Origin of the sequence: Dolichospermum flos-aquae CCAP 1403/13F (assembly GCF_012516395.1) — a bacterium.
Classification (GTDB): domain Bacteria; phylum Cyanobacteriota; class Cyanobacteriia; order Cyanobacteriales; family Nostocaceae; genus Dolichospermum; species Dolichospermum lemmermannii.
This window is the reverse complement of record NZ_CP051206.1, coordinates 3,287,120-3,305,953: the sequence shown is the minus strand read 5'-3', so window position 1 is coordinate 3,305,953 and position 18,834 is coordinate 3,287,120. Positions and strand designations below refer to the sequence as shown.

The window sequence follows — 18,834 nt, the reverse complement described above, 5'->3', positions numbered from 1 at the left end:
CAGTGGTTAATTTTTTGACTACACTACGGTGTAAGCAAAATTAAAAGTTAGGAGGATCTCTGAAAGGCTATTGATCCTTGATCCTCCTGATTTTCTTGACAAAAATCTTACCTACATTCAAGGAGAAATATAATCATGTCTACTGTTTTAAATTCTTGGAACGATAATTCTAAGAATAAGGAACAAATCATAAAATTTGTGGAAAAAATCACTACACAAGGACCTGATTTTGTGCCAGTGGAAGATCGTATTGCTGTTTTTGATAATGATGGAACTTTATGGGCTGAACGACCTAATTATTTCCAAGCAGACTTTATAAAGTCACAGACTGAAGGAGAAGAAGCAGTAAGAAATGTAATCAAACCAGATTTAAGTCAATTTCCTGAAAATATCCGCAAGGCAATAAAAGATTCTGAGGGAAATAAAGATTGGGAAGGGATTAAGTTTCTTGTTGATGCTTTCCAACAAATCTCAACAGATGAATACATCACAAAAGCTAGAGAATTTGTTGAACAGAATCACAGTTCTATTTCTTTCGAGGATGACGGTCAGGACTTTGTTAGGTTTGATGCTCCATATATAGACCTAACTTTTAAACCTGTAATTGAGTTAGTCCAGTATCTCCAGTCAAAGGAATTTCAAGTCTATATTTGTTCTGGTGGTGAGGTTCATTTTGTTCGCTCTTTTGCCGAAGAAGCCTACGGTATTCCCCCTCAAAATATCATTGGTTCAGCCTTCTTCAGATTGTTTGATCAGCAAGATGGTGGAGTGTTGGTGCGTAAACCGATTCTATGTCAGTATAATGATGCAATGGGTAAACCATCAGGAATTGAACTTCATGTTGGCAAAAGACCAATTATTGCAGTGGGTAATTCTAGTGGTGATTACCAAATGTTTCAATATACTAGTGCTGACAAAGATAAATCTTTGATAGTATTGATCAATCACGATGATGAAGAACGTGAATATTGCTACAATAATGTTCCCTACGCAATAGATAATGATCATGAACCTCTGAATCAATCTCTAGACCATGCTCAGGATCATGAGAATTGGCTTGTTGTCAGCATGAAAGATGACTTTAAGACGATTTTTGAAAACAATCCACCGCGATTATCAGCTTCAAAAAGTAAAGTTGCAAAAACTTCAATACCATCGGAGCTTAGTGCAATGATTCAGCAACTAGACAAGATTGTAGACAAATTAAAAGACCTTTGTAACTGAGTTCACCCGGTTGTTAAATTTTTGAATACACTGCGATGTAAATAATATTAGAAATCAGGAATATTTGTACAGATATTAATCTTTGATATTCCTAATTTTCTCTAAAAAACGTATTACTATTAACCATTAATAGTAATTAGTAGCTTGAGTAATATCCACCTGACAAAGATTTAAATCAAGAGATTGTATTGTTTAAAAATGAAAATAGTTATGAAAAATATTTGGTTAAAATCACTAATTCTTAGCTTGTTAATCATAGGCCTGTTTTTCGGGTTTTCCCCAGAAGTCAAGGCATCTTCTCCAGAACATAGCTGTCCAGAGGGAATGGTATTTATTCCTGGTGGAACTTTTAATATTGGTTCAGATGCTCACTACGATTCAGAACGTTCTGCTGAAGATATTACCGTTAATAGTTTTTGTATGGATAAATATGAAATTACTAACGCCAAATTTGCCCAATTTGTCAAAGAAACCGGCTATATTACAGTAGCAGAACGTCCTTTACCAAAAGATCAATTTCCTGATTTATCAGATGATAGTAGAAAACCGGGTTCTTTAGTCTTTCAAATGGCAGACCCAGAAGCGAAAAGAGTCCGCTATTTAAGCTGGTGGAAATGGACTTTAGGTGCAAATTGGCGACATCCTTTCGGAGCCGATAGTAATATTAATGGTAAAGACAATTATCCCGTTGTTCAAGTTGCCTATGAAGATGTTAAAGCTTATACCGAATGGGCAAAGATGTCACTACCAACAGAAACCCAGTGGGAATATGCGGCTCGTGGGGGACTCAATCATGCTATTTATAGTTGGGGTGAACAATACTCGGAAAAGAAAGCTAATACCTGGCAAGGATTATTTCCAGTTTTCAATACTAAAGCAGATGGTTATATTGGCACCGCACCTGTAGGGTCTTTTCAGCCTAATGGTTATGGATTATATGATATTACTGGTAATGTCTGGGAATGGACTACTGATTGGTATCGTCCTGGTCATGACCATAAGAGTCACACTTCAAATCCTCAAGGTCCTTCTAAACAAGAAAGCTTTGACCCAAGAGAGCCAGGAGTTGCCAAGCACGTTATTAAAGGTGGGTCTTATCTATGCGCTCCTAATTATTGTAGTCGCTATCGTCCTGCGGCCAGGGAGTCTCAATCACCAGATACAGGAACAACACATATTGGTTTTCGTTTGGTAAAATTACTTAACTAATTATCTGCGCTTCCTGGCTATATAATAGTCTGAAAAATAATGTAGAGACGTTCGATAGAAATTTCCTGCTTACACTCCCTTAGAGGGTGTAATGATCAGCTGAACAAATATGGATTTTACGTAAAAAACAGGATATTTTTTTTAAAGATTTGATAAAACATCCCCACAATTAACCAATTCATTAGAGAATATCTAGCAGACAATAGCTTATAAAACTTAGGAGTTATACAGAAAATTATTGAATAAGGATGTGTTTTTTTTGTTATCAATGTGGATAATATAAAAAAGCATGACACAGATACGGAAAGTAGATGTTAGCAAAAGGGAAAATATGAGAATTTTAGTGACGGGCGGTGCTGGTTTTATTGGTTCTCATCTAATTGACCGACTCATGAATGATGGTCATGAAGTCATCTGCCTGGATAATTTCTATACAGGAAAGAAACACAATCTCCTCAAATGGTTAGATCATCATAATTTTGAACTGATCCGTCACGATATCACCGAACCAATTCGGTTAGAAGTGGATCAAGTTTATCATCTGGCTTGTCCGGCTTCTCCAGTGCATTATCAGTATAACCCAATTAAAACAGTTAAAACTAACGTTATTGGCACACTCAATATGTTGGGGTTAGCTAAACGAGTTAAAGCTAGATTTTTATTAGCTTCCACCAGTGAAGTCTACGGAGATCCAGAAGTTCATCCCCAAACTGAAGATTATCGAGGCAGCGTCAATCCCATTGGCATTCGCTCATGTTATGACGAAGGTAAGAGAATGGCGGAAACCTTAGCATTTGATTATTACAGAGAAAATAAAGTCGAGATTCGCGTCGCCAGAATATTCAATACTTATGGACCGAGAATGCTGGAAAATGATGGTCGCGTAGTCAGCAATTTTGTCGCGCAAGCATTACGAGGTGTGCCTTTAACTGTTTATGGTGAAGGTCAACAAACCCGGAGTTTTTGTTATGTTTCCGACTTGGTAAATGGACTAATGCGATTAATGAATGGTGAACATACTGGCCCCATAAATTTGGGTAATCCTGATGAGTACACTATCTTAGAACTGGCGCAGGCTGTGCAAAACTTGATTAACCCAGATGCACAAATTAAATTTGAACCCCTACCTGCTGATGATCCCCGTCGTCGTCGTCCCGATATTACTAAGGCACAAACTTTGTTAGATTGGGAACCTACTATTCCTCTGCAAGACGGTTTAAAATTAATGATCGAAGATTTCCGTCAACGTTTTCAAAAGTAGTGGTTTAGTAATTCACAACCAACAACTGACAACTGTACGGGCGAAGCATTTGGAGAACTATTTTTGGCAATGACCGATAATTTATCTTCCAAATGCTTCGCCCCTACTAACAACTGACAACTGTACGGGCGAAGCATTTGGAGAACTATTTTTGGCAATGACCGATAATTTATCTTCCAAATGCTTCGCCCCTACTGACAACTATAAAAAACGGGGTTTTAAAAATGCGTGTTTGCGTAATTGGTACTGGTTATGTTGGTTTAGTAACAGGTGCTTGTTTGGCTCATATTGGCCATGATGTAATTTGCATAGATAATAACGAAGAAAAAGTAAAATTAATGAAGTCTGGGCAGTCGCCGATTTTCGAGCCAGGACTCTCGGAAATTATGCAGTCTGCCATTAGTAGTGGCAATATTCAATTTTCTAGTGATCTCGCGGCTGGTGTTAATCATGGAGAAATCCTGTTTATTGCCGTGGGAACTCCTCCTTTACCCAATGGTGAAAGTGATACCCGATATGTAGAAGCTGTGGCTCGTGGCATTGGCGAAAATCTTCAAGGTGGCTATAAGGTAATTGTCAACAAATCTACTGTCCCCATTGGTTCTGGTGACTGGGTAAGAATGATTGTTTTAGACGGGATTGCTGAACGTCAAAAAACATTGCTGGTATCTGGTGATACAGCTAGTGATGATAAATTATCGAAGATTGCTAATGATTTTGATGTCGTAAGTAATCCAGAGTTTCTCCGGGAAGGTTCAGCAGTTCATGATACATTTAACCCTGATCGGATTGTCTTAGGTGGCAATAGTCAACAAGCCACTGGCATGATGAAAGAACTATATGCGCCAATTGTCGAACGCAAATTTGCGGCTGATAAATCTTTGCCTCCTGTTCCAGTTTTGGTAACAGATTTAAGTTCGGCAGAAATGATTAAATATGCCGCTAATGCCTTTTTAGCCACCAAGATTAGTTTTATTAATGAAGTTGCTAATATATGCGATCGCGTTGGTGCGGATGTTACCCAAGTAGCAAAAGGCATCGGTTTAGATTCCCGTATTGGTAGCAAGTTCTTACAAGCTGGTATTGGTTGGGGTGGTTCATGTTTCCCCAAAGATGTTTCTGCCCTCATTCACACCGCTGATGATTATGGCTATGAAGCCCAACTCATGAAAGCCGCTGTCAGTGTTAACGAACGTCAACGCCTAATCGCCCTAGAAAAACTCCAACAGGCTTTAAAAATCCTCAAAGGTAAAACTGTGGGACTACTCGGTTTAACCTTCAAACCAGATACAGACGATTTACGGGACGCACCGGCACTAATCTTGATTGAACAACTCAACCGATTGGGAGCTAAAGTCAAGGCTTATGACCCCATTATTTCCCAAACAGGAATGCGTCATGGTCTTTCTGGTGTGTTAGTAGAAACCGACGCGGAAAGACTAGCAGATGGCTGTGATGCTTTGGTACTTGTCACCGAGTGGCAACAGTTCAGCACTTTGGACTATGGGAAAATGGCAAAATTAATGAACCACGCCGTTATGATTGATGGTCGTAATTTCCTTAACCCCCAAGCAATGGTAAAAGCTGGATTCCAATACGTGGGCGTGGGAAGGTAGGGAAGGTAGGGGAGGTTGGGGAGGTTGGGGTTTAGCATTGCTAAACCCCTACAAATCTAGGTTTTTCGTGATTTTACAAAAGTCCATGTCCCAACTGTTTTGAGTATATATAAATCCAGTCACCTTGGACTATTGCTGTCCAATCTCCAGGAAAAGGATCTGTTCGGGAACGATTGGGGGCTGTGATTAAGGCTGTGATTTTTTCAATGTGTTCAAAATTAGGGGCATCAGGAAGTATTTCTTGAAGTAGCTGACGCATGACCCGACGTTGTAAAGCTAGGGGTACTTTTTTTAATAAACAGCGGTTTACCTTTAAATTACCTTTCTCGCCCTGTACTGAGGCTTCTAGCCGCAACTGATGGGCTGTTTGTTCCAAATACTCTACCTCTGCTTGTAGAAGTTCGGCTGTTTGCGCTAAATTTGCTTCTACTTGGGGATTGAAATTCGCTTTTAAATAGGGGATTAATTCTTGACGAATGCGGTTTCGCGCATATTGTAAATTTTGATTGGTGGAATCTTCCCAAATTGGCAAATTAAACTCTTGACAAAATTGCTCTGTTTGGGAACGGTTAACTTCTAATAATGGACGCACTAACATGATATTGTCAGTTAGGGGACGTTGCCAAGTTAAAGCTTGTAAACCATCAGCACCAGTACCACGCATTAAATTGTATAGTAAAGTTTCTGCGCGATCGCTGGCAGTATGTCCGGTAATAATATATTGATAGTTATAAGACTGGGCAATTTTTGTTAAAGCCTGATATCGCCAATTTCTGGCTGTGGCTTCACTGTTAACAGGTTGATTAGCTGTTTCTAAATAGAAAGGTGTGTGCCAAGTTTTCGCTAAATTGGCGACGTGGTGAGCATTAGCTTGGGAGTCTTCACGCCAACAATGATCACAATGGGCTATGGCTAGATTCCATCCCCATTTGGGTTGTAGATCTAATAGTAATTTAATTAAGCATAGGGAATCTTGTCCACCCGATACTGCGACTAATAGCTTTTGATTGCGCTCAAATAGATTACGGGCGCGGATAGTCCGATGTATTTGGGCGTGGAGGGGTGTCCATGTCATAATAGATATTTAATCAAAGGTAAAAAGAGAAACCCGCCAATCACACATAGAACAACGACGAAGAGAACTTTCAAGCCTATACCTAATGTAACTTCCATAGCTAGTAAAGTCAGAAAAACAAAATTGAGAGCAAAGCTGAAGAAAACAATTGGGATAGGGAGGATAACTTGTTTTTGACCAGCTTTAATTTTTTGGATTAACCGCAAAATTTTTTGTGTATTTTGTGGTCTATTTTTTGGATCATGCTCCATTAAATAATCAATTAAATCTTTAAATTCTTCAGAAATTTCTGGGGCTTTATCTTGCCATAATAACTTTCCGGTTTGTCTATCTCTTTGAAAGTTATCGTATCCAGGATAAGTTCCTGTGAGTAAGTGCAGAAATGTCCGCCCTAAGGAGAAAAAATCAGATGTATAATCTACCTCTTTGCCAGCTTCTTGCTCTGGTGAACAATAGCCTAATGATCCCACCATTGTAGCCGGAATAGTTTGCTTTTGAGTTTTTTGGATAAATTCTTTAACAATACCAAAATCAATTAATACTAATTGACCATCAGGTTTTAACATTATGTTATTTGGCTTAATATCCCGATGTAAATAATTCTGACTATGAACATGAGATAGGATCAGGGTCAATTGTTCTAGCCATTCGATAGCTTGTTGGCTATTAGGAATTTTGTAATTTTGTTCCAACCATTTACCCAAATCCTGTCCAGCAATTTTCTCCATGACTAAACCATGTAAAGCTTCCGGGGTGTGAGGACATTTAAATTTAATGTAAGCATCCACTTCTACGCGGGGAATTCCCGGATTATTTAATTGTTGTAATACATTAAACTCTTGTTTAAAAAGTCCCAAGACTTTATCACTTGATTGGGTTAAAATTTTAATGACTTTATGATCATTCATGAACGTATCTTCTACTTCAAAAGTTTTACCAAAACCACCATCTCCTAATTCTTGCAGAACATGATAACGATTATGGATAATATCTCCAGGTTCAATCATAGCTTTCTCTCTTTTGGGTTAATCAACTACTTATTTATTTTAGAATTCTTGATCATTTGTTGACAATCTAATTTTGTCAAATCATAGTTCATTGGGACAAATATTGCCCCAGATATGGCACATTTAGTAGGGATAACACGAACTATTTGAGAAGTGTTTTCTATCATATCTCCATCATTATCAAAAGAGATAGTTCCTGAAGCTCCTCCTGTTACCTGTTTTATATTGTTTAATTGCTGCTGTATAGCCAATCTTTGGTTTGGCAAACTAGCAGATATAGATACTTTTTCTAGAGCTTTTGTCAAAACCAAAGTAGCATCATAAGATATTCCGGTTTGAACACCTATGTTAGCAGTTCCCCAAAGTTGTTTAGCTCTTTGAATCATCTCTTTATTAGGACTAGATAAAGGATGCCAAGGAACGACTATTAAAAGTTTTTTGACATTCTGTTTATAGAGTATAGTCTCATCATATAGAGTCGAGTATCCTGCCATTGGCAGTTGATCTTCATTGACATCTATCAGGTTTAAAGTATTTTTAAAACTATAATGATTAACTTTACCATCAGGAATGAGAATCAGTGCTTTTGCCCCTTGCTGCTTAACTTCATTTAAGATTTTACGGGGCATAAATTTAGATATAGATATATCTTGTTCAATTATCTTACTTGCACCTAATTGGTTACGAAATTCTTCAAAAGCAGATTGACTAAAAGTGCTGTTTGGATTGTAAAAAACAGCTACTTTTTCTTTAATAGCTAATTGTGATAATTGCAATTGCTCAATTAATTTAGGAATCTGAAGTTTCACACTGGGGATAGTCCGAAATAAGAAGTTTGGTAAAACTTTCTTACCGGAAAAAAGACTTTTTCTAGCAGCCGTAGCAGGAGCAATAACAACAACTTTGTTCTTTTGATAAACAGGTAAAGCTGCTTTAGTTACTTCAGATGTATAATGTCCAATGACTGCGATTACATCATTTTTAGAAAGCAGATGTTCAGCTAATTTATCAACTGTGTCAGGTTTATTTTCATCGTTAACAACCAGAATTTTTAAACCTGGATTTTTAGGATCTTTGTTGAAATCTTCTTGAAATTGTGCTGCACCTCTTAACAAGGCTTCTGCTATACCTCTAGCATCCTGATTAATAGGAATAACAATAGCAATAGTGTAACTTTTTTTGCCTTGTTGCATCAATTTGGCATTGTTGAGGTAGATTAAAATTTCTGGATTATTTTGATTATTAAGTCTCTGTTCAGTAAAAAAATCAACAGCTTTTTTAAAGTTACCTTGTTGAAACAATGGAAATTTATTTTTTGTAAAGAGACTTTCTTCTCCACAAGATAAATTGTCATTTAACTCAAAATCTTTACACCAATTTTGAGAAAAAATATTTATCAATAATTGCGGATTAAAAATCAAATATACCCAGAAAGAAAAACTAAGTATCAAGATTATTAAAAATAACCATTTAGCCAAAATTGGATATTTACGGATTTTTCTGGAAAGATTTGTCATTTTAGTCATCTTTTTTAGGGAAACGTCTTTTAATATATTTAATAAGTAAAGGATGCACAATACAAAAAGTTGGTAATCTTTGGCTATCATCCCTTGCAATTAACCCATCTGTACATAATTTATCTATGGCTTGACCAATTTTTGCTTGAGAAATAGAGGGAAATAATTGATAAATTTCAGGAAGTGACATTGGTTCTGTTTCATAAACTAATTTTCGCACGATATTGAGTTCTATATTTGATAAACCAGAAATATGTTTATCAAATAAATCAGTTATGACATCATGAATAAAAAATGTTCCTTTGAGAAAGTCATCAATTTCACCATTATAATTATTTTGAATATGTTGAGCAGCAAATTCTAAAGCTGATGGATGTCCTTGATATTGTTTAATAAGTCTTTCTCGTCCCTTTTCTGACAATTTAAAATTCTTCAATATGTATTGAGAATCTTGATTATTTAAACCAGTTAATGTTAATCTTCTAACTCTGGATTTATCCGCAATATCCATTTGTTGATGTGTTTGTAAACTGACAAATACTACGCAACTTTGATGTTCTAATGTTGCAACGGATTCTAAAAATTTGCCATAATTAGAATAGTTTATTTTTTGCTGATCTTCTGATATTTCATCAGTTACCATTAGTTTTTCCCAATTATCAAAAATCAGTAAGCACCGATGTTGATTTAAGAAAGAAATTAGGCTAAGAATTCTCTGAGATATATTTTTTTTATGGGGATTTTTTTCTAAATTATTAGCTGGAAAATATGATTCTATATGAGTTAAAAAATCTTCTAAAAAAGGGGAATATTCAAGCTTCTTCCAGATAATATAATCAAATTTATCTTTAACTTTATCCACAAACTTTCTTAATAGTGGTGTTTTCCCAATCCCACCCATACCAAAAACCCCCACCAAAGGACAGTGTTCTTTAACTATCCATGTTTCTAACTTAGATAATTCTTCTACACGGCCATAGAAATCTTTAGGAACTGGTGCTTCCCGTAAATCTATCCGTAATAAATTGTTTTCTGTGTCTTCCTCAGTACCAGGATGTTCTAAAAGTCGTGGGAGAGTTAAGAAGCAATTCTTTTTGCTAACTTTCCTATCTGTAACTTGACTGAGGTATTTGAATAAATCAGGACCCGTATTGTTTTTGATAGTGTCAACAGCATAACCGAGATTATCCATATTGGCATAGGCGATATTTTGCAAAGAATATTCTAAAATCGCTTCTTGACAAGCATTTAAATGAAAATCTATGCCTTTTTCACGCTTTACCCAATCCTTTAATCCTCTAATTATCTGTTTTGTATCCATGGTCTAGTTCTCTCCTGATATCCTGTTCTGGATTGTATCTTAATTTGCCATAACTTTATTAGTTTTATTAGTCTTTATTAGCTAAATACTGATTAGTTAATTGTATTTACAGTTACATCTAATATTGAGATACTCGATTGTGTAAGGACAAAAAAGAGGTTGTTATGGCTTATCAAGATAATTCAGTAATTTCACTGTCAGAAGTTGCTAATGTCAACAGACAGTATAATATTTTGCAGGTAATATCAATACAATCACTGCAAGGGCAAAATATTTGGTTTACACAGATTCATCAAGGAGATGAGGATGATGATCCTCTAGTTCCTCCTAATTAATTGAGCGAATATTATTTGTCTGGAGAATTAATAATTCTCATCGCTTCCAACTTACAAATTTCTAATTCTGGTAATTTACAATGGGCTTTTTTAAGTTCTTGATCATGGGTATAAAATTCTATAAAATTTCGCCATGATTCTCTAGAAGCTTGCCGATTTCCTTGTGCTGCTTGGACTTGTGCCAATAAGCAATAAGCTGGGGCATAATTGTTTTCTAATTCCAGACAAATAAGTAAATGTTGGTGTGCTTGTTCATAAGAATTTTGCTGAAAATATGCCCAAGCAAGATTTTTGTGTAATGAAACTTTAACTGTGTCATCTTTCACCTTTGACAAAATTGGTTCAATAATTTTCACAGCATCTGCACTATTTCCTTGGAGAATTTGCAACCGAGCTAAATTATTAATAGCAGCATCAGCAGCGCGGTTTTGATATTTAATTGCAATCTGATAATGATGACAAGCATCATCTAAATTATCTAACTTTTCGTAAGTTGCCCCTAGATTATAGTGAGCAGAACCATGATTTTTATTTAATGCCACTGCTAATTCTAGATAAGATGCAGCAATTATAAAATCATTACTCAGGTAGCTTTCATGTCCTAATTGATTTAGAGATTTAGCAATTTCTTTTTTTTCTTTTTCACTGAAATTCATGCGTCTTAGCACCTTTTTTAATTCTTCTGGAACGGGTTTATGAACTGATAGTAAATACAAGATAGATTTAGTAATATCTTCATGATCTTCATCTTGTGTTTTTGCTAGTTCTTTTGTCCATTTAGATTGACTATCAGTTAATAACTCTGGTTTATATTTAGCAAACAATCCAACCAAGTCTGAGCGTTTGTAACGACGACTATCAGCAGGTTCATTATTCAGTCCAAATTCGTAACATATTCTTTCCACATACTTTCTCACGGATGCTTCTGTAATGTTCATCGCTTCGGCTATGTCCGTATCTGTGTCACCTGAAAGTATTTTTTGCAATACGTTTTTGCGGTTTTCTGTGAGGTTATAGAATACGCGCTCAAACTCTTGTTGATTCATCCTTGATTTTAATTGCATCAGTTATATATTCACGATTGTGACTATTTTACAGTAATTTAACATCAATTATGCTCTGTGATTATTATCACTTAGGCAAGGGTGATAGTTAGGTAAGTGATCTGAAAATTTAAATCTCTGTTATGGGGTTGACATCTGTAAGTAAATATGTCACATTTATGCTTGATAGATATGTCACTGAATAGCAATATCAAATTTTGTGACATAGTTGGGGGGAAAGAAATGCTTTTATAACCACAGCCAGTTAAATTCTGGACAGACTTTACTGGTATCGCAGCTAAGGTCACTTTTACACAGTCTCTAACTCAAAATAATTTCGTTTTTCAGGTTGAAAATTAAGGTTTACCTACATCATGAATAAAAATCTGTGCCTTTCTGTATTTGCTGTATTCGCTACTTTATTCACTACCTCTGCTCAAGCTGAGGAAGTTTCTACAAAAGCTGCCGATTTGATGCCAAATAGTTCTTTTTTACCTACTAGTAAGGAGTCCAAATCATCTAATTTAGTAGCTCAGAATAACGAGCCTCTGATTGGTTTTACTGGTTCTAAACAGCCTGCAAGTAATTACTGGTATGCAAGTGGAAGTCTTGGTGCTATTTTTCCAAATAATGTCAAGGTAGATGATGATAACAAGTTAAAGTTAAATTCTGGTTTTCAGTTAACTGCTGCTGGGGGTTATCAGTGGAAAAATGCTCGTGCTGAAGCAGAAGTTAGTTTTCGTTCTCCAGGTGCTGATAAAGTCAGTGATACTTTTGGTAATGAAAGTAAATTAACTGGTAATGTCAATCAAACTACTTTTCTTGTCAATGGCTACTATGATATCTCAACCAAATCTAAACTTCGTCCCTACGTTGGTGCTGGTATAGGCTTTGGTGTGATTAGTCCTGATATTAAGTTTGGAGGAGAAAAGTTCGAAATTAGTAGTGGTACATCTTTTGCCTATCAAGGAAAAGTAGGTGTTCAATATGAAGTCGCCAAAAAAGGCAATGCTTTCGTTGAATTGAAATACCTTGGTATAGGCGGTTATACCAGTAAGGAGGATCTGAAGTTTGGTTCATTCAATTCTCCAGCGTTGAGTATTGGTTATCGGCAAGGTTTTTAATCGTTAATTGCATATTGTGGGGTGGATTCAGATTCACCCTACAAACTTGCTTTCATTAATCGAATTCTTTGCATAAATATTTTTATATTACACAACAAAGAAATAATAAACTACACGTACAGATCGGTTGATTCCATGTTTGCTAAAAAAATGAGGTATCAAGGATATGAATTTAAAGCAGACTATTTCTGTCTTGGTTTCAGTTATAGGAATGGGGTTATTTGGGATGAAATCGGTAGAGGCTAAAAACGCTTTCATAAAAGCACCTTTTACGACCGATTCTACACAGAATACTCCATCTTCAGCATTCACAATTGCTCAAATAACAGAAGCTAGTTACCCTCTTTATGGCTCATGGAAATTAACATATAGTGTCAATGGAACTGTTTATAAAGGTTATCTAATTATGAGAGGGTATTACGGAGATTTAAGAGTTAGTTACTTTGATCCTGAGATAAGAAAGAAAGCGACTATAGATCAAGGAATGAAACTGATGTCTTCATCACAGGGATTGGTTTTATTAGGATATAATCCTGTTTATGCTGGAACGTCTATTTCACACCCTACTTATGCTGCTGATAATTTTGTATTTTCAACTCAGCCTGATGGTTCATTAGTAGCTGTTACTTGTGATTATTTAGAACAGTGTTCATCTGTTGATGTAGAATTTATTGAATAAAAATTCAACCACAATACCACATTAGTTATTACTTCTATTTTTCTTCAGAATAAATGGCGTTTTCACCATCACATCTGTATTCATCAACTGATCCCAAAACCGAAAATAAAGACCATAATTACAATTAAACTTGTGATGATGAAGAGTATGGTGAGTTGGAGTAATCCAATTTTTCCCCCAAAAACCACGCATCCAGGAACGGGGATAAACCTCATAACCTGTATGATTGACAACGCCAAATATGGTCATTAATGTTAGCAATAAAAGGATCATACTAATGTGAATGGGAATAATAAAAACCAAAATAGGAATAATAATTGCCGTCATCATACTCTCAACTGGATCAAAAGAAAAAGAAGTCCAGGGAGTAGGGTTAATAGATTCGTGATGCACTTTATGAAAGCGACGATATATGCTAGGAATATGTAACCAGCGATGAGTCCAATAAAAATAAGTATCGTGGATAAACAAATATATAAACAGACTTACTGGCAAATAAACCCAGCCATATTGGATAGGATTTATATAAACTTTTGTTTGTCCTAATGCGATCATTTCCATGATAAAAGCACTGGGTAAAGCAAAAATAAGACAGGAAAAGAGAGACCATTTGATTTCGCTTTTCATTTTACTCTTCCGTCTATCCAGATCATGAAGACGACGAACTTCCCAAGACTGGGGACGACGAACCCAAAGTAACCAATAAAGCAGCGAAGACACAATCAGGTATCGTGTCGAAAGAACGAAAAACATAAACAAACTGGAGATACCAAATTGCGTCAAATTGGGGAGCATAAGGGCTGGTTATGTATTTATAAAACAACATGAATTATTATAGTTCTTTCTTTGCGCCTTTGCTCCTTAGCGTCTTTGCGCGAAACCCCCCTCTCAAAAGAAAAGGGGGAAAATGAACTTACAAAAACCAACCGTAAGAATGTAAACCCTTGCCCAAAAGATTCACACCAAGATAACAAATCCAAACCACAACAAAACCAGCAGCGGCTAAAATTGCAGGTTTTCTACCTTGCCAACCGCGAGTTATTCTAGAGTGCAGATAAGCGGCAAAAACTAACCAAGTAATTAACGCCCAAGTTTCCTTAGGGTCCCAACTCCAGTAAGAACCCCAGGCTTCATTAGCCCAAACACCACCGGCAATAATCCCAATTGTCAGGAGAGGAAATCCCAAACCAATGATGCGATAGCTGATATTATCGAGGGTTTCAGCTAAGTTGAGGCGTTGAGGTGAAAGAATTTCAGTGGTTTGAATAGGAGTGGTTGTGACTAAATCCAAAACCGCAGTTCCAGTTCCGTTGTTATTACTTTCAACGCGAGAAAAGCCATTAGTTTCCGCAGAGGGTGTAGATGTAACTAACTCACCAGCTTTAAGTAGTTTATAGCCATTACTCCGATAACCGCCATTACCAAAGGAACTACCTTGTAATTGGATATTTTGGCCGCGAGTAACAATTAAAAATGCGATCGCTAACAATGCACCCACCATCAAAGCGGAATAACTCAACATCATGACACTGACGTGCATCATCAGCCAATTAGATTTCAAAGCCGGAACTAAAGGCTCTGATACCTGCATATTTGATGGTAAAGTTAGAGTAGCAAAAGCAGCAATGCACATCGCCACAGGTGCAGTCACAACACCCACCAACCGGCTACGACTACTATTTTCGGCAATTAAATGGACAGCGGTAATTCCCCAAGTCAGGAAAAATAAAGACTCGTAGAGATTACTCAGGGGAAAATAACCCGCTTCGATCCATCTTGCCCCTAATAAAGTCGCCATACACAAATTAGCGATCGCCATACCGGCTGTTCCCAAAGCCGCTGTCACCGATAAACTCGGAAAAGCCGCCCCCACCCAATAAACCAACATCGTACAGAATAAGACAGCAAAAGAGGCATTATCTAGCCAGTTCTGGAGTACAACCAGATTCATAAACACTTCTCTCCAAATTCCGATTTCCTTGATCCTAACTGGTTTTGGAGATTAGTCATTGGCAAGATTAACCTTCATAATTCATAAGACCTCGCGGTAAGTGGGAAACGAGCGCGTCTTTAGACCTGAGAGGGAAACGGCACGAGGGATTTTAATCCCTGTGGTATGTTAGAATTAAATTGTGAGTAAGAACAAAAAACATCTACGTGTTGAAGCATCCTAGTACGGAGAAATTCCGGCTCCTATGAAGCAACGGTTAGGTTTAAGTCCTAACGGCAGTATTGACTTGAAAGAGCGAGTAATGGCAGGTTGTGGAGCGTACCGCGTCTTGGCTTAGTGATGGATTCTAAAAACACTGAAAACCATAAAAGTAAGCGCAATTTCGACACCTTGATTGGCAGTTGTTTTGAGCGTTTAGGCGGCGTTTGACGGTCGCAGCGAGATTAGATTGAGCTAAACTCTTAATTTAATTCTGTCAGTAGAATCTCAGTGGCTGTCTTCCCTGAGAGTGTCAAAGCGCCCAGATATTTAGTTAAATATCCAGATGTGTAGGGGTTTAGCAGGTGTGTAGGGGTTGCTTTAGGTCAGCCAAAAGAAAAAATATCAGTAGAAATGGTTTTTAGAAGTCTAAGTAGGTTAGCATTGTAAATCGTCGTTATGGCACTAGGCAAGAGGCAATACTTCGACTTCGCTCAGTACCAGAGGCAAGAGTGAATAGGGTTTGAGCGATTTTACTTTTCTTTACACAGATTGGTTTTATTGTGTTCACCTACTTATATTATGTAGCTAAATCCGTAGAAAGGGGTGAGAATCCCGATATCGTCACCTATTTAGTCCAACGAGCAAAATTATTTGGTTTAGTCAAAGCTATCAGGAAACGACATCGAGAAACACAACAAATCAGAGAACAAATTTGGGGGGCTGTACCGTTAATTTGACACCAATGAAGCTCTTGCTTTACCCCTACATAATTTATTGATTTTTTTGCTACTAAAATATCCTTACTGCCAAAGGTAGATAAGTAGAAACAAAACAATCCAGATAACATCAACAAAGTGCCAAAACAAAGAAGTGGCATTTATCCCAAAATGGCCATTATCAAAGTTACCAGGAATGAAAGAACGCAACAAGACAATTAACTGTAACAGAATACCCGTAAAAACGTGCAAACCGTGAAAACCAGTTAATAGATAAAACATTCCTCCGAAAGTACCAGAAGTAAAGCCAAATTCAAGTTGACTCCATTCCACCGCTTGGCCATAGAGGAAATAACCACCCATAGCCATTGTTAAAAATAACAACAGCCGATAAGTCCTTAAATCATGTCTTTCCAGAGCTTTTTCTGCAAAATAAATCACAAAACTACTAGCAACTAAAACCACAGTATTAATGCTAGGTTCTTTTATTTCCAAACCAGAAACACCAGCCGGCAACCAATTTACAGCAGAAGTTTTGTAGATAATATAGCCAGCAAAGAAACTCAAGAAAATGACACTTTCCGATAACAGAAAAACAATAAAACCAAACATTTTATTGCCTTCTTCATCATGTTCGTGTTCATGACTGTGGTGAGACTGTAACTCTTCTGAAGAAATAGAACTATCCATGATTTTAATGAAGAAATAGGAGATTAGAAAAATAAGAAAATAGGGAATGGTTTACAGAAAAATTTATTTCGCGCAAAGTTACAAAGGAGCAAAGGCGCAAAGATAGATAAAAATCTCTGTAATCCCTAAATTCTCAAATTACTCATGTTCAGAAGATGCAATTAATTCAGACTTACCATAACCATAAGGTTCGCAAGTGACAATCGGAATTTCCTCAAAATTCTCAACAGGAGGAGGAGAAGAAACAGTCCATTCCAAACCAATTGCTCTCCAAGGATTAGCAGAAGCTTTTTCTCCATCCATCCAAGAAATCAACATATTGAAGATGAAAGGAAGAGTAGACATTCCTAACAGAAAAGAACCCAAACTAGCAACAATATTCCAACCAACTAATTCAGGTGCATAAGAAGCAGCGCGGCGTAACATTCCTTGCAAACCTAAGGGGTGCATGGGTAAGAAATTTAAATTTGTGCCGATAAATGCTAACCAAAAATGGATTTTGCCCCAACCTTCGTGGAACATTCTGCCCGTCATTTTGGGAAACCAATGATAGATAGCTGCATACATTCCCATAGTTACAGTTCCATAGAGAACATAATGGAAATGACCAACAACAAAATAGGTATTGTTAACATGAACATCCACTGGAACAGAAGAAAGCATAATTCCTGTAATCCCAGCAAATACAAACATTACCAAACCACCCAAAGCAAATAACATGGGTGTAGTTAAGCGAATTTTCCCACCCCAAATAGTTGCCACCCAAGCAAATACCTTAATCCCTGTGGGAATAGATACAAACATGGTTGTCACCATGAAAAATAACCGTAGCCAACCAGGAGTACCACTCACATACATATGGTGTACCCAAACAATGCCGCTAACTACAGCGATTAACATCGAAGAAATGGCAACGACTTTATAACCAAATAAAGGTTTGCGGGAATAAACGGGAAAGATTTCCGAGAAAATCCCGAAGATAGGCAAAATGATGACATATACCGCAGGGTGAGAATAGAACCAGAAATAATGCTGGAACATCACCGGATTTCCGCCTTTAGTAGGATCAAAAAAGGCAGTTCCCACTGTAATATCAAGAAGTAGCATGACCGCCCCGGCGGTTAAAGCTGGCAGTCCAAATAATTGGATAATTTGGGCGCTGAATACTGCCCAAACAAAGAGAGGCATTCTAAAGAAACCCATTCCCGGCGCTCGCATTTTCACAATGGTGGTGACAAAATTCACCGCACCCATAATGGAAGAGACACCGGAAATAGCCACCGCTAATAACCACAGAACTTGACCGTTAATCAAGTTTCCCGTGGGGTTTTGGGTACTGACGGGGGGATATGCCCACCAACCAGATTGAGCAGGTCCACCAGGAACGAAGAAGCTGGCCATGAGGAGAATTCCCACCACGGGAACCATCCAAAAAGCGACAGCGTTCAAGCGGGGGAATGCCATATCTCGCGCCCCAATCATCAAGGGAACGAGGTAATTAGCCATACCAACGAGAGAGGGAAATGTCCACAGAAACAGCATGACTGTTCCGTGCATGGTGAACATTCCGTTGTAGACTGTGCGGTCTATTAAATCAGCTTCAGGGGTGATGAGTTCTCCCCGCAGAATCATGGCGAAGATACCGCCAACGAGAAAGAAGATAAAGGAAGTAACGAGGTATTGGATACCGATAACTTTATGGTCGGTACTAAAGCTGAAGTATGTTCTCCAAGTTTGGGGCGGTTCGTGGTGATGTGATTCACCAGCAACATGAATGGGGATGTTAGTCATTCGATTTTAGATTTTAGATTTTGGATTTTGGATTGCCAATTTTAGATTTTTGATGGCTAAATCTAAAAGCAAAA

General features: G+C 37.3%; 18 protein-coding genes. 8 read left to right on the top strand and 10 right to left on the bottom strand.

Annotated elements, in window-relative coordinates:
- The first annotated feature begins 135 nt into the window (after nt 1–135).
- The 3 genes from HGD76_RS16035 (at nt 136) to HGD76_RS16025 (ending at nt 3,694) form a co-directional block, all read left to right on the top strand.
- Entirely contained in the window at nt 136–1,224 is a 1,089-nt protein-coding gene (locus HGD76_RS16035; RefSeq protein WP_168696371.1) for an HAD family hydrolase, read from the top strand.
- 210 nt (nt 1,225–1,434) lie between these two features.
- Nucleotides 1,435–2,433, top strand: a complete 999-nt coding sequence (locus tag HGD76_RS16030) for a formylglycine-generating enzyme family protein (RefSeq protein WP_233466896.1) — start codon at nt 1,435–1,437, stop codon at nt 2,431–2,433.
- Nucleotides 2,434–2,764: 331 nt separating this feature from the next.
- Nucleotides 2,765–3,694, top strand: coding sequence for a UDP-glucuronic acid decarboxylase family protein (locus tag HGD76_RS16025; RefSeq protein WP_015081118.1), 930 nt, complete (start codon nt 2,765–2,767; stop codon nt 3,692–3,694).
- Here HGD76_RS16025 and HGD76_RS16020 read toward each other — a convergent pair.
- Nucleotides 3,685–3,831: a hypothetical protein gene (locus HGD76_RS16020; protein ID WP_233466895.1), complete on the bottom strand. Its 147-nt coding sequence runs from the start codon at nt 3,829–3,831 to the stop codon at nt 3,685–3,687. The genes HGD76_RS16025 and HGD76_RS16020 overlap by 10 nt on opposite strands.
- Before the next feature lie 87 nt (nt 3,832–3,918).
- Here HGD76_RS16020 and HGD76_RS16015 point away from each other — a divergent pair, with 87 nt between their 5' ends.
- A complete protein-coding gene (locus HGD76_RS16015) occupies nt 3,919–5,310 on the top strand; it encodes a UDP-glucose dehydrogenase family protein (protein ID WP_148761031.1) in 1,392 nt (463 codons plus the stop codon).
- Between the two features lie 73 nt (nt 5,311–5,383).
- Here the strand turns inward: HGD76_RS16015 and tilS are convergent, their stop codons facing one another.
- The 4 genes from tilS to HGD76_RS15995 are packed head-to-tail and all read right to left on the bottom strand — an operon-like array spanning nt 5,384 to nt 10,230.
- Nucleotides 5,384–6,385 (bottom strand): tRNA lysidine(34) synthetase TilS, encoded by a 1,002-nt coding sequence (gene tilS, locus HGD76_RS16010; RefSeq protein WP_168696370.1) that lies wholly within the window; start codon nt 6,383–6,385, stop codon nt 5,384–5,386.
- Entirely contained in the window at nt 6,382–7,392 is a 1,011-nt protein-coding gene (locus tag HGD76_RS16005) for a serine/threonine protein kinase (protein WP_168696369.1), read from the bottom strand. Before HGD76_RS16005 ends, tilS begins: the two co-directional genes overlap by 4 nt.
- Nucleotides 7,393–7,418: 26 nt before the next feature.
- Nucleotides 7,419–8,918, bottom strand: coding sequence for an ABC transporter substrate-binding protein (locus HGD76_RS16000; RefSeq protein ID WP_168696368.1), 1,500 nt, complete (start codon nt 8,916–8,918; stop codon nt 7,419–7,421).
- On the bottom strand, nt 8,911–10,230 hold the full coding sequence (locus HGD76_RS15995; RefSeq protein ID WP_168696367.1) for a helix-turn-helix domain-containing protein: 1,320 nt from the start codon (nt 10,228–10,230) through the stop codon (nt 8,911–8,913). The genes HGD76_RS16000 and HGD76_RS15995 overlap by 8 nt, the downstream gene beginning before the upstream one ends.
- A gap of 164 nt (nt 10,231–10,394) precedes the next feature.
- Here HGD76_RS15995 and HGD76_RS15990 point away from each other — a divergent pair, with 164 nt between their 5' ends.
- Nucleotides 10,395–10,565 carry a hypothetical protein gene (locus HGD76_RS15990; RefSeq protein ID WP_168696366.1) on the top strand — a complete coding sequence of 57 codons (171 nt, stop codon included), beginning with the start codon at nt 10,395–10,397 and terminating at the stop codon, nt 10,563–10,565.
- Nucleotides 10,566–10,576: 11 nt separating this feature from the next.
- Here HGD76_RS15990 and HGD76_RS15985 read toward each other — a convergent pair whose 3' ends face one another.
- Complete coding sequence (locus HGD76_RS15985) at nt 10,577–11,629, bottom strand: LuxR C-terminal-related transcriptional regulator (RefSeq protein ID WP_168696365.1); 1,053 nt, start codon at nt 11,627–11,629, stop codon at nt 10,577–10,579.
- Nucleotides 11,630–11,982: 353 nt separating this feature from the next.
- Here HGD76_RS15985 and HGD76_RS15980 point away from each other — a divergent pair, with 353 nt between their 5' ends.
- Together HGD76_RS15980 and HGD76_RS15975 are read left to right on the top strand one after the other, a co-directional pair.
- Nucleotides 11,983–12,732 carry an outer membrane protein gene (locus HGD76_RS15980; protein ID WP_168696364.1) on the top strand — a complete coding sequence of 250 codons (750 nt, stop codon included), beginning with the start codon at nt 11,983–11,985 and terminating at the stop codon, nt 12,730–12,732.
- A 166-nt stretch (nt 12,733–12,898) separates the two neighbouring features.
- On the top strand, nt 12,899–13,411 hold the full coding sequence (locus HGD76_RS15975; protein WP_168696363.1) for a hypothetical protein: 513 nt from the start codon (nt 12,899–12,901) through the stop codon (nt 13,409–13,411).
- 21 nt (nt 13,412–13,432) lie between these two features.
- On the opposite strand, the gene HGD76_RS15970 is transcribed toward HGD76_RS15975, so the two are convergent.
- Both HGD76_RS15970 and ccsB read right to left on the bottom strand, forming a co-directional pair.
- Complete coding sequence (locus HGD76_RS15970; RefSeq protein ID WP_233466894.1) at nt 13,433–14,131, bottom strand: sterol desaturase family protein; 699 nt, start codon at nt 14,129–14,131, stop codon at nt 13,433–13,435.
- 193 nt (nt 14,132–14,324) lie between these two features.
- Nucleotides 14,325–15,362 carry a c-type cytochrome biogenesis protein CcsB gene (gene ccsB / locus HGD76_RS15965; RefSeq protein WP_015081416.1) on the bottom strand — a complete coding sequence of 346 codons (1,038 nt, stop codon included), beginning with the start codon at nt 15,360–15,362 and terminating at the stop codon, nt 14,325–14,327.
- Between the two features lie 761 nt (nt 15,363–16,123).
- Here ccsB and HGD76_RS15960 point away from each other — a divergent pair.
- On the top strand, nt 16,124–16,300 hold the full coding sequence (locus HGD76_RS15960) for a hypothetical protein (RefSeq protein ID WP_168204346.1): 177 nt from the start codon (nt 16,124–16,126) through the stop codon (nt 16,298–16,300).
- 63 nt (nt 16,301–16,363) lie between these two features.
- On the opposite strand, the gene HGD76_RS15955 is transcribed toward HGD76_RS15960, so the two are convergent.
- On the bottom strand, nt 16,364–16,969 hold the full coding sequence (locus HGD76_RS15955) for a cytochrome c oxidase subunit 3 (RefSeq protein WP_148761014.1): 606 nt from the start codon (nt 16,967–16,969) through the stop codon (nt 16,364–16,366).
- A 138-nt stretch (nt 16,970–17,107) separates the two neighbouring features.
- Nucleotides 17,108–18,760, bottom strand: coding sequence for a cytochrome c oxidase subunit I (ctaD, locus tag HGD76_RS15950; RefSeq protein WP_168696361.1), 1,653 nt, complete (start codon nt 18,758–18,760; stop codon nt 17,108–17,110).
- Nucleotides 18,761–18,834 lie beyond the last annotated feature (74 nt).

What these genes read in the sequence shown, in the direction of transcription:
- HGD76_RS16025 (WP_015081118.1), top strand. Translation starts at nt 2,765, where the DNA reads ATGAGAATTTTAGTGACGGGCGGTGCTGGTTTTATTGGTTCTCATCTA.
- HGD76_RS15995 (WP_168696367.1), bottom strand. Translation starts at nt 10,230, where the DNA reads ATGGATACAAAACAGATAATTAGAGGATTAAAGGATTGGGTAAAGCGT.
- ccsB (WP_015081416.1), bottom strand. Translation starts at nt 15,362, where the DNA reads ATGAATCTGGTTGTACTCCAGAACTGGCTAGATAATGCCTCTTTTGCT.
- HGD76_RS16005 (WP_168696369.1), bottom strand. Translation starts at nt 7,392, where the DNA reads ATGATTGAACCTGGAGATATTATCCATAATCGTTATCATGTTCTGCAA.
- HGD76_RS15990 (WP_168696366.1), top strand. Translation starts at nt 10,395, where the DNA reads ATGGCTTATCAAGATAATTCAGTAATTTCACTGTCAGAAGTTGCTAAT.
- HGD76_RS16000 (WP_168696368.1), bottom strand. Translation starts at nt 8,918, where the DNA reads ATGACTAAAATGACAAATCTTTCCAGAAAAATCCGTAAATATCCAATT.
- HGD76_RS16015 (WP_148761031.1), top strand. Translation starts at nt 3,919, where the DNA reads ATGCGTGTTTGCGTAATTGGTACTGGTTATGTTGGTTTAGTAACAGGT.
- HGD76_RS16035 (WP_168696371.1), top strand. Translation starts at nt 136, where the DNA reads ATGTCTACTGTTTTAAATTCTTGGAACGATAATTCTAAGAATAAGGAA.
- HGD76_RS16030 (WP_233466896.1), top strand. Translation starts at nt 1,435, where the DNA reads ATGAAAAATATTTGGTTAAAATCACTAATTCTTAGCTTGTTAATCATA.
- HGD76_RS15985 (WP_168696365.1), bottom strand. Translation starts at nt 11,629, where the DNA reads ATGCAATTAAAATCAAGGATGAATCAACAAGAGTTTGAGCGCGTATTC.
- HGD76_RS15955 (WP_148761014.1), bottom strand. Translation starts at nt 16,969, where the DNA reads ATGGATAGTTCTATTTCTTCAGAAGAGTTACAGTCTCACCACAGTCAT.
- ctaD (WP_168696361.1), bottom strand. Translation starts at nt 18,760, where the DNA reads ATGACTAACATCCCCATTCATGTTGCTGGTGAATCACATCACCACGAA.
- HGD76_RS16020 (WP_233466895.1), bottom strand. Translation starts at nt 3,831, where the DNA reads ATGCTTCGCCCGTACAGTTGTCAGTTGTTAGTAGGGGCGAAGCATTTG.
- HGD76_RS15975 (WP_168696363.1), top strand. Translation starts at nt 12,899, where the DNA reads ATGAATTTAAAGCAGACTATTTCTGTCTTGGTTTCAGTTATAGGAATG.
- tilS (WP_168696370.1), bottom strand. Translation starts at nt 6,385, where the DNA reads ATGACATGGACACCCCTCCACGCCCAAATACATCGGACTATCCGCGCC.
- HGD76_RS15980 (WP_168696364.1), top strand. Translation starts at nt 11,983, where the DNA reads ATGAATAAAAATCTGTGCCTTTCTGTATTTGCTGTATTCGCTACTTTA.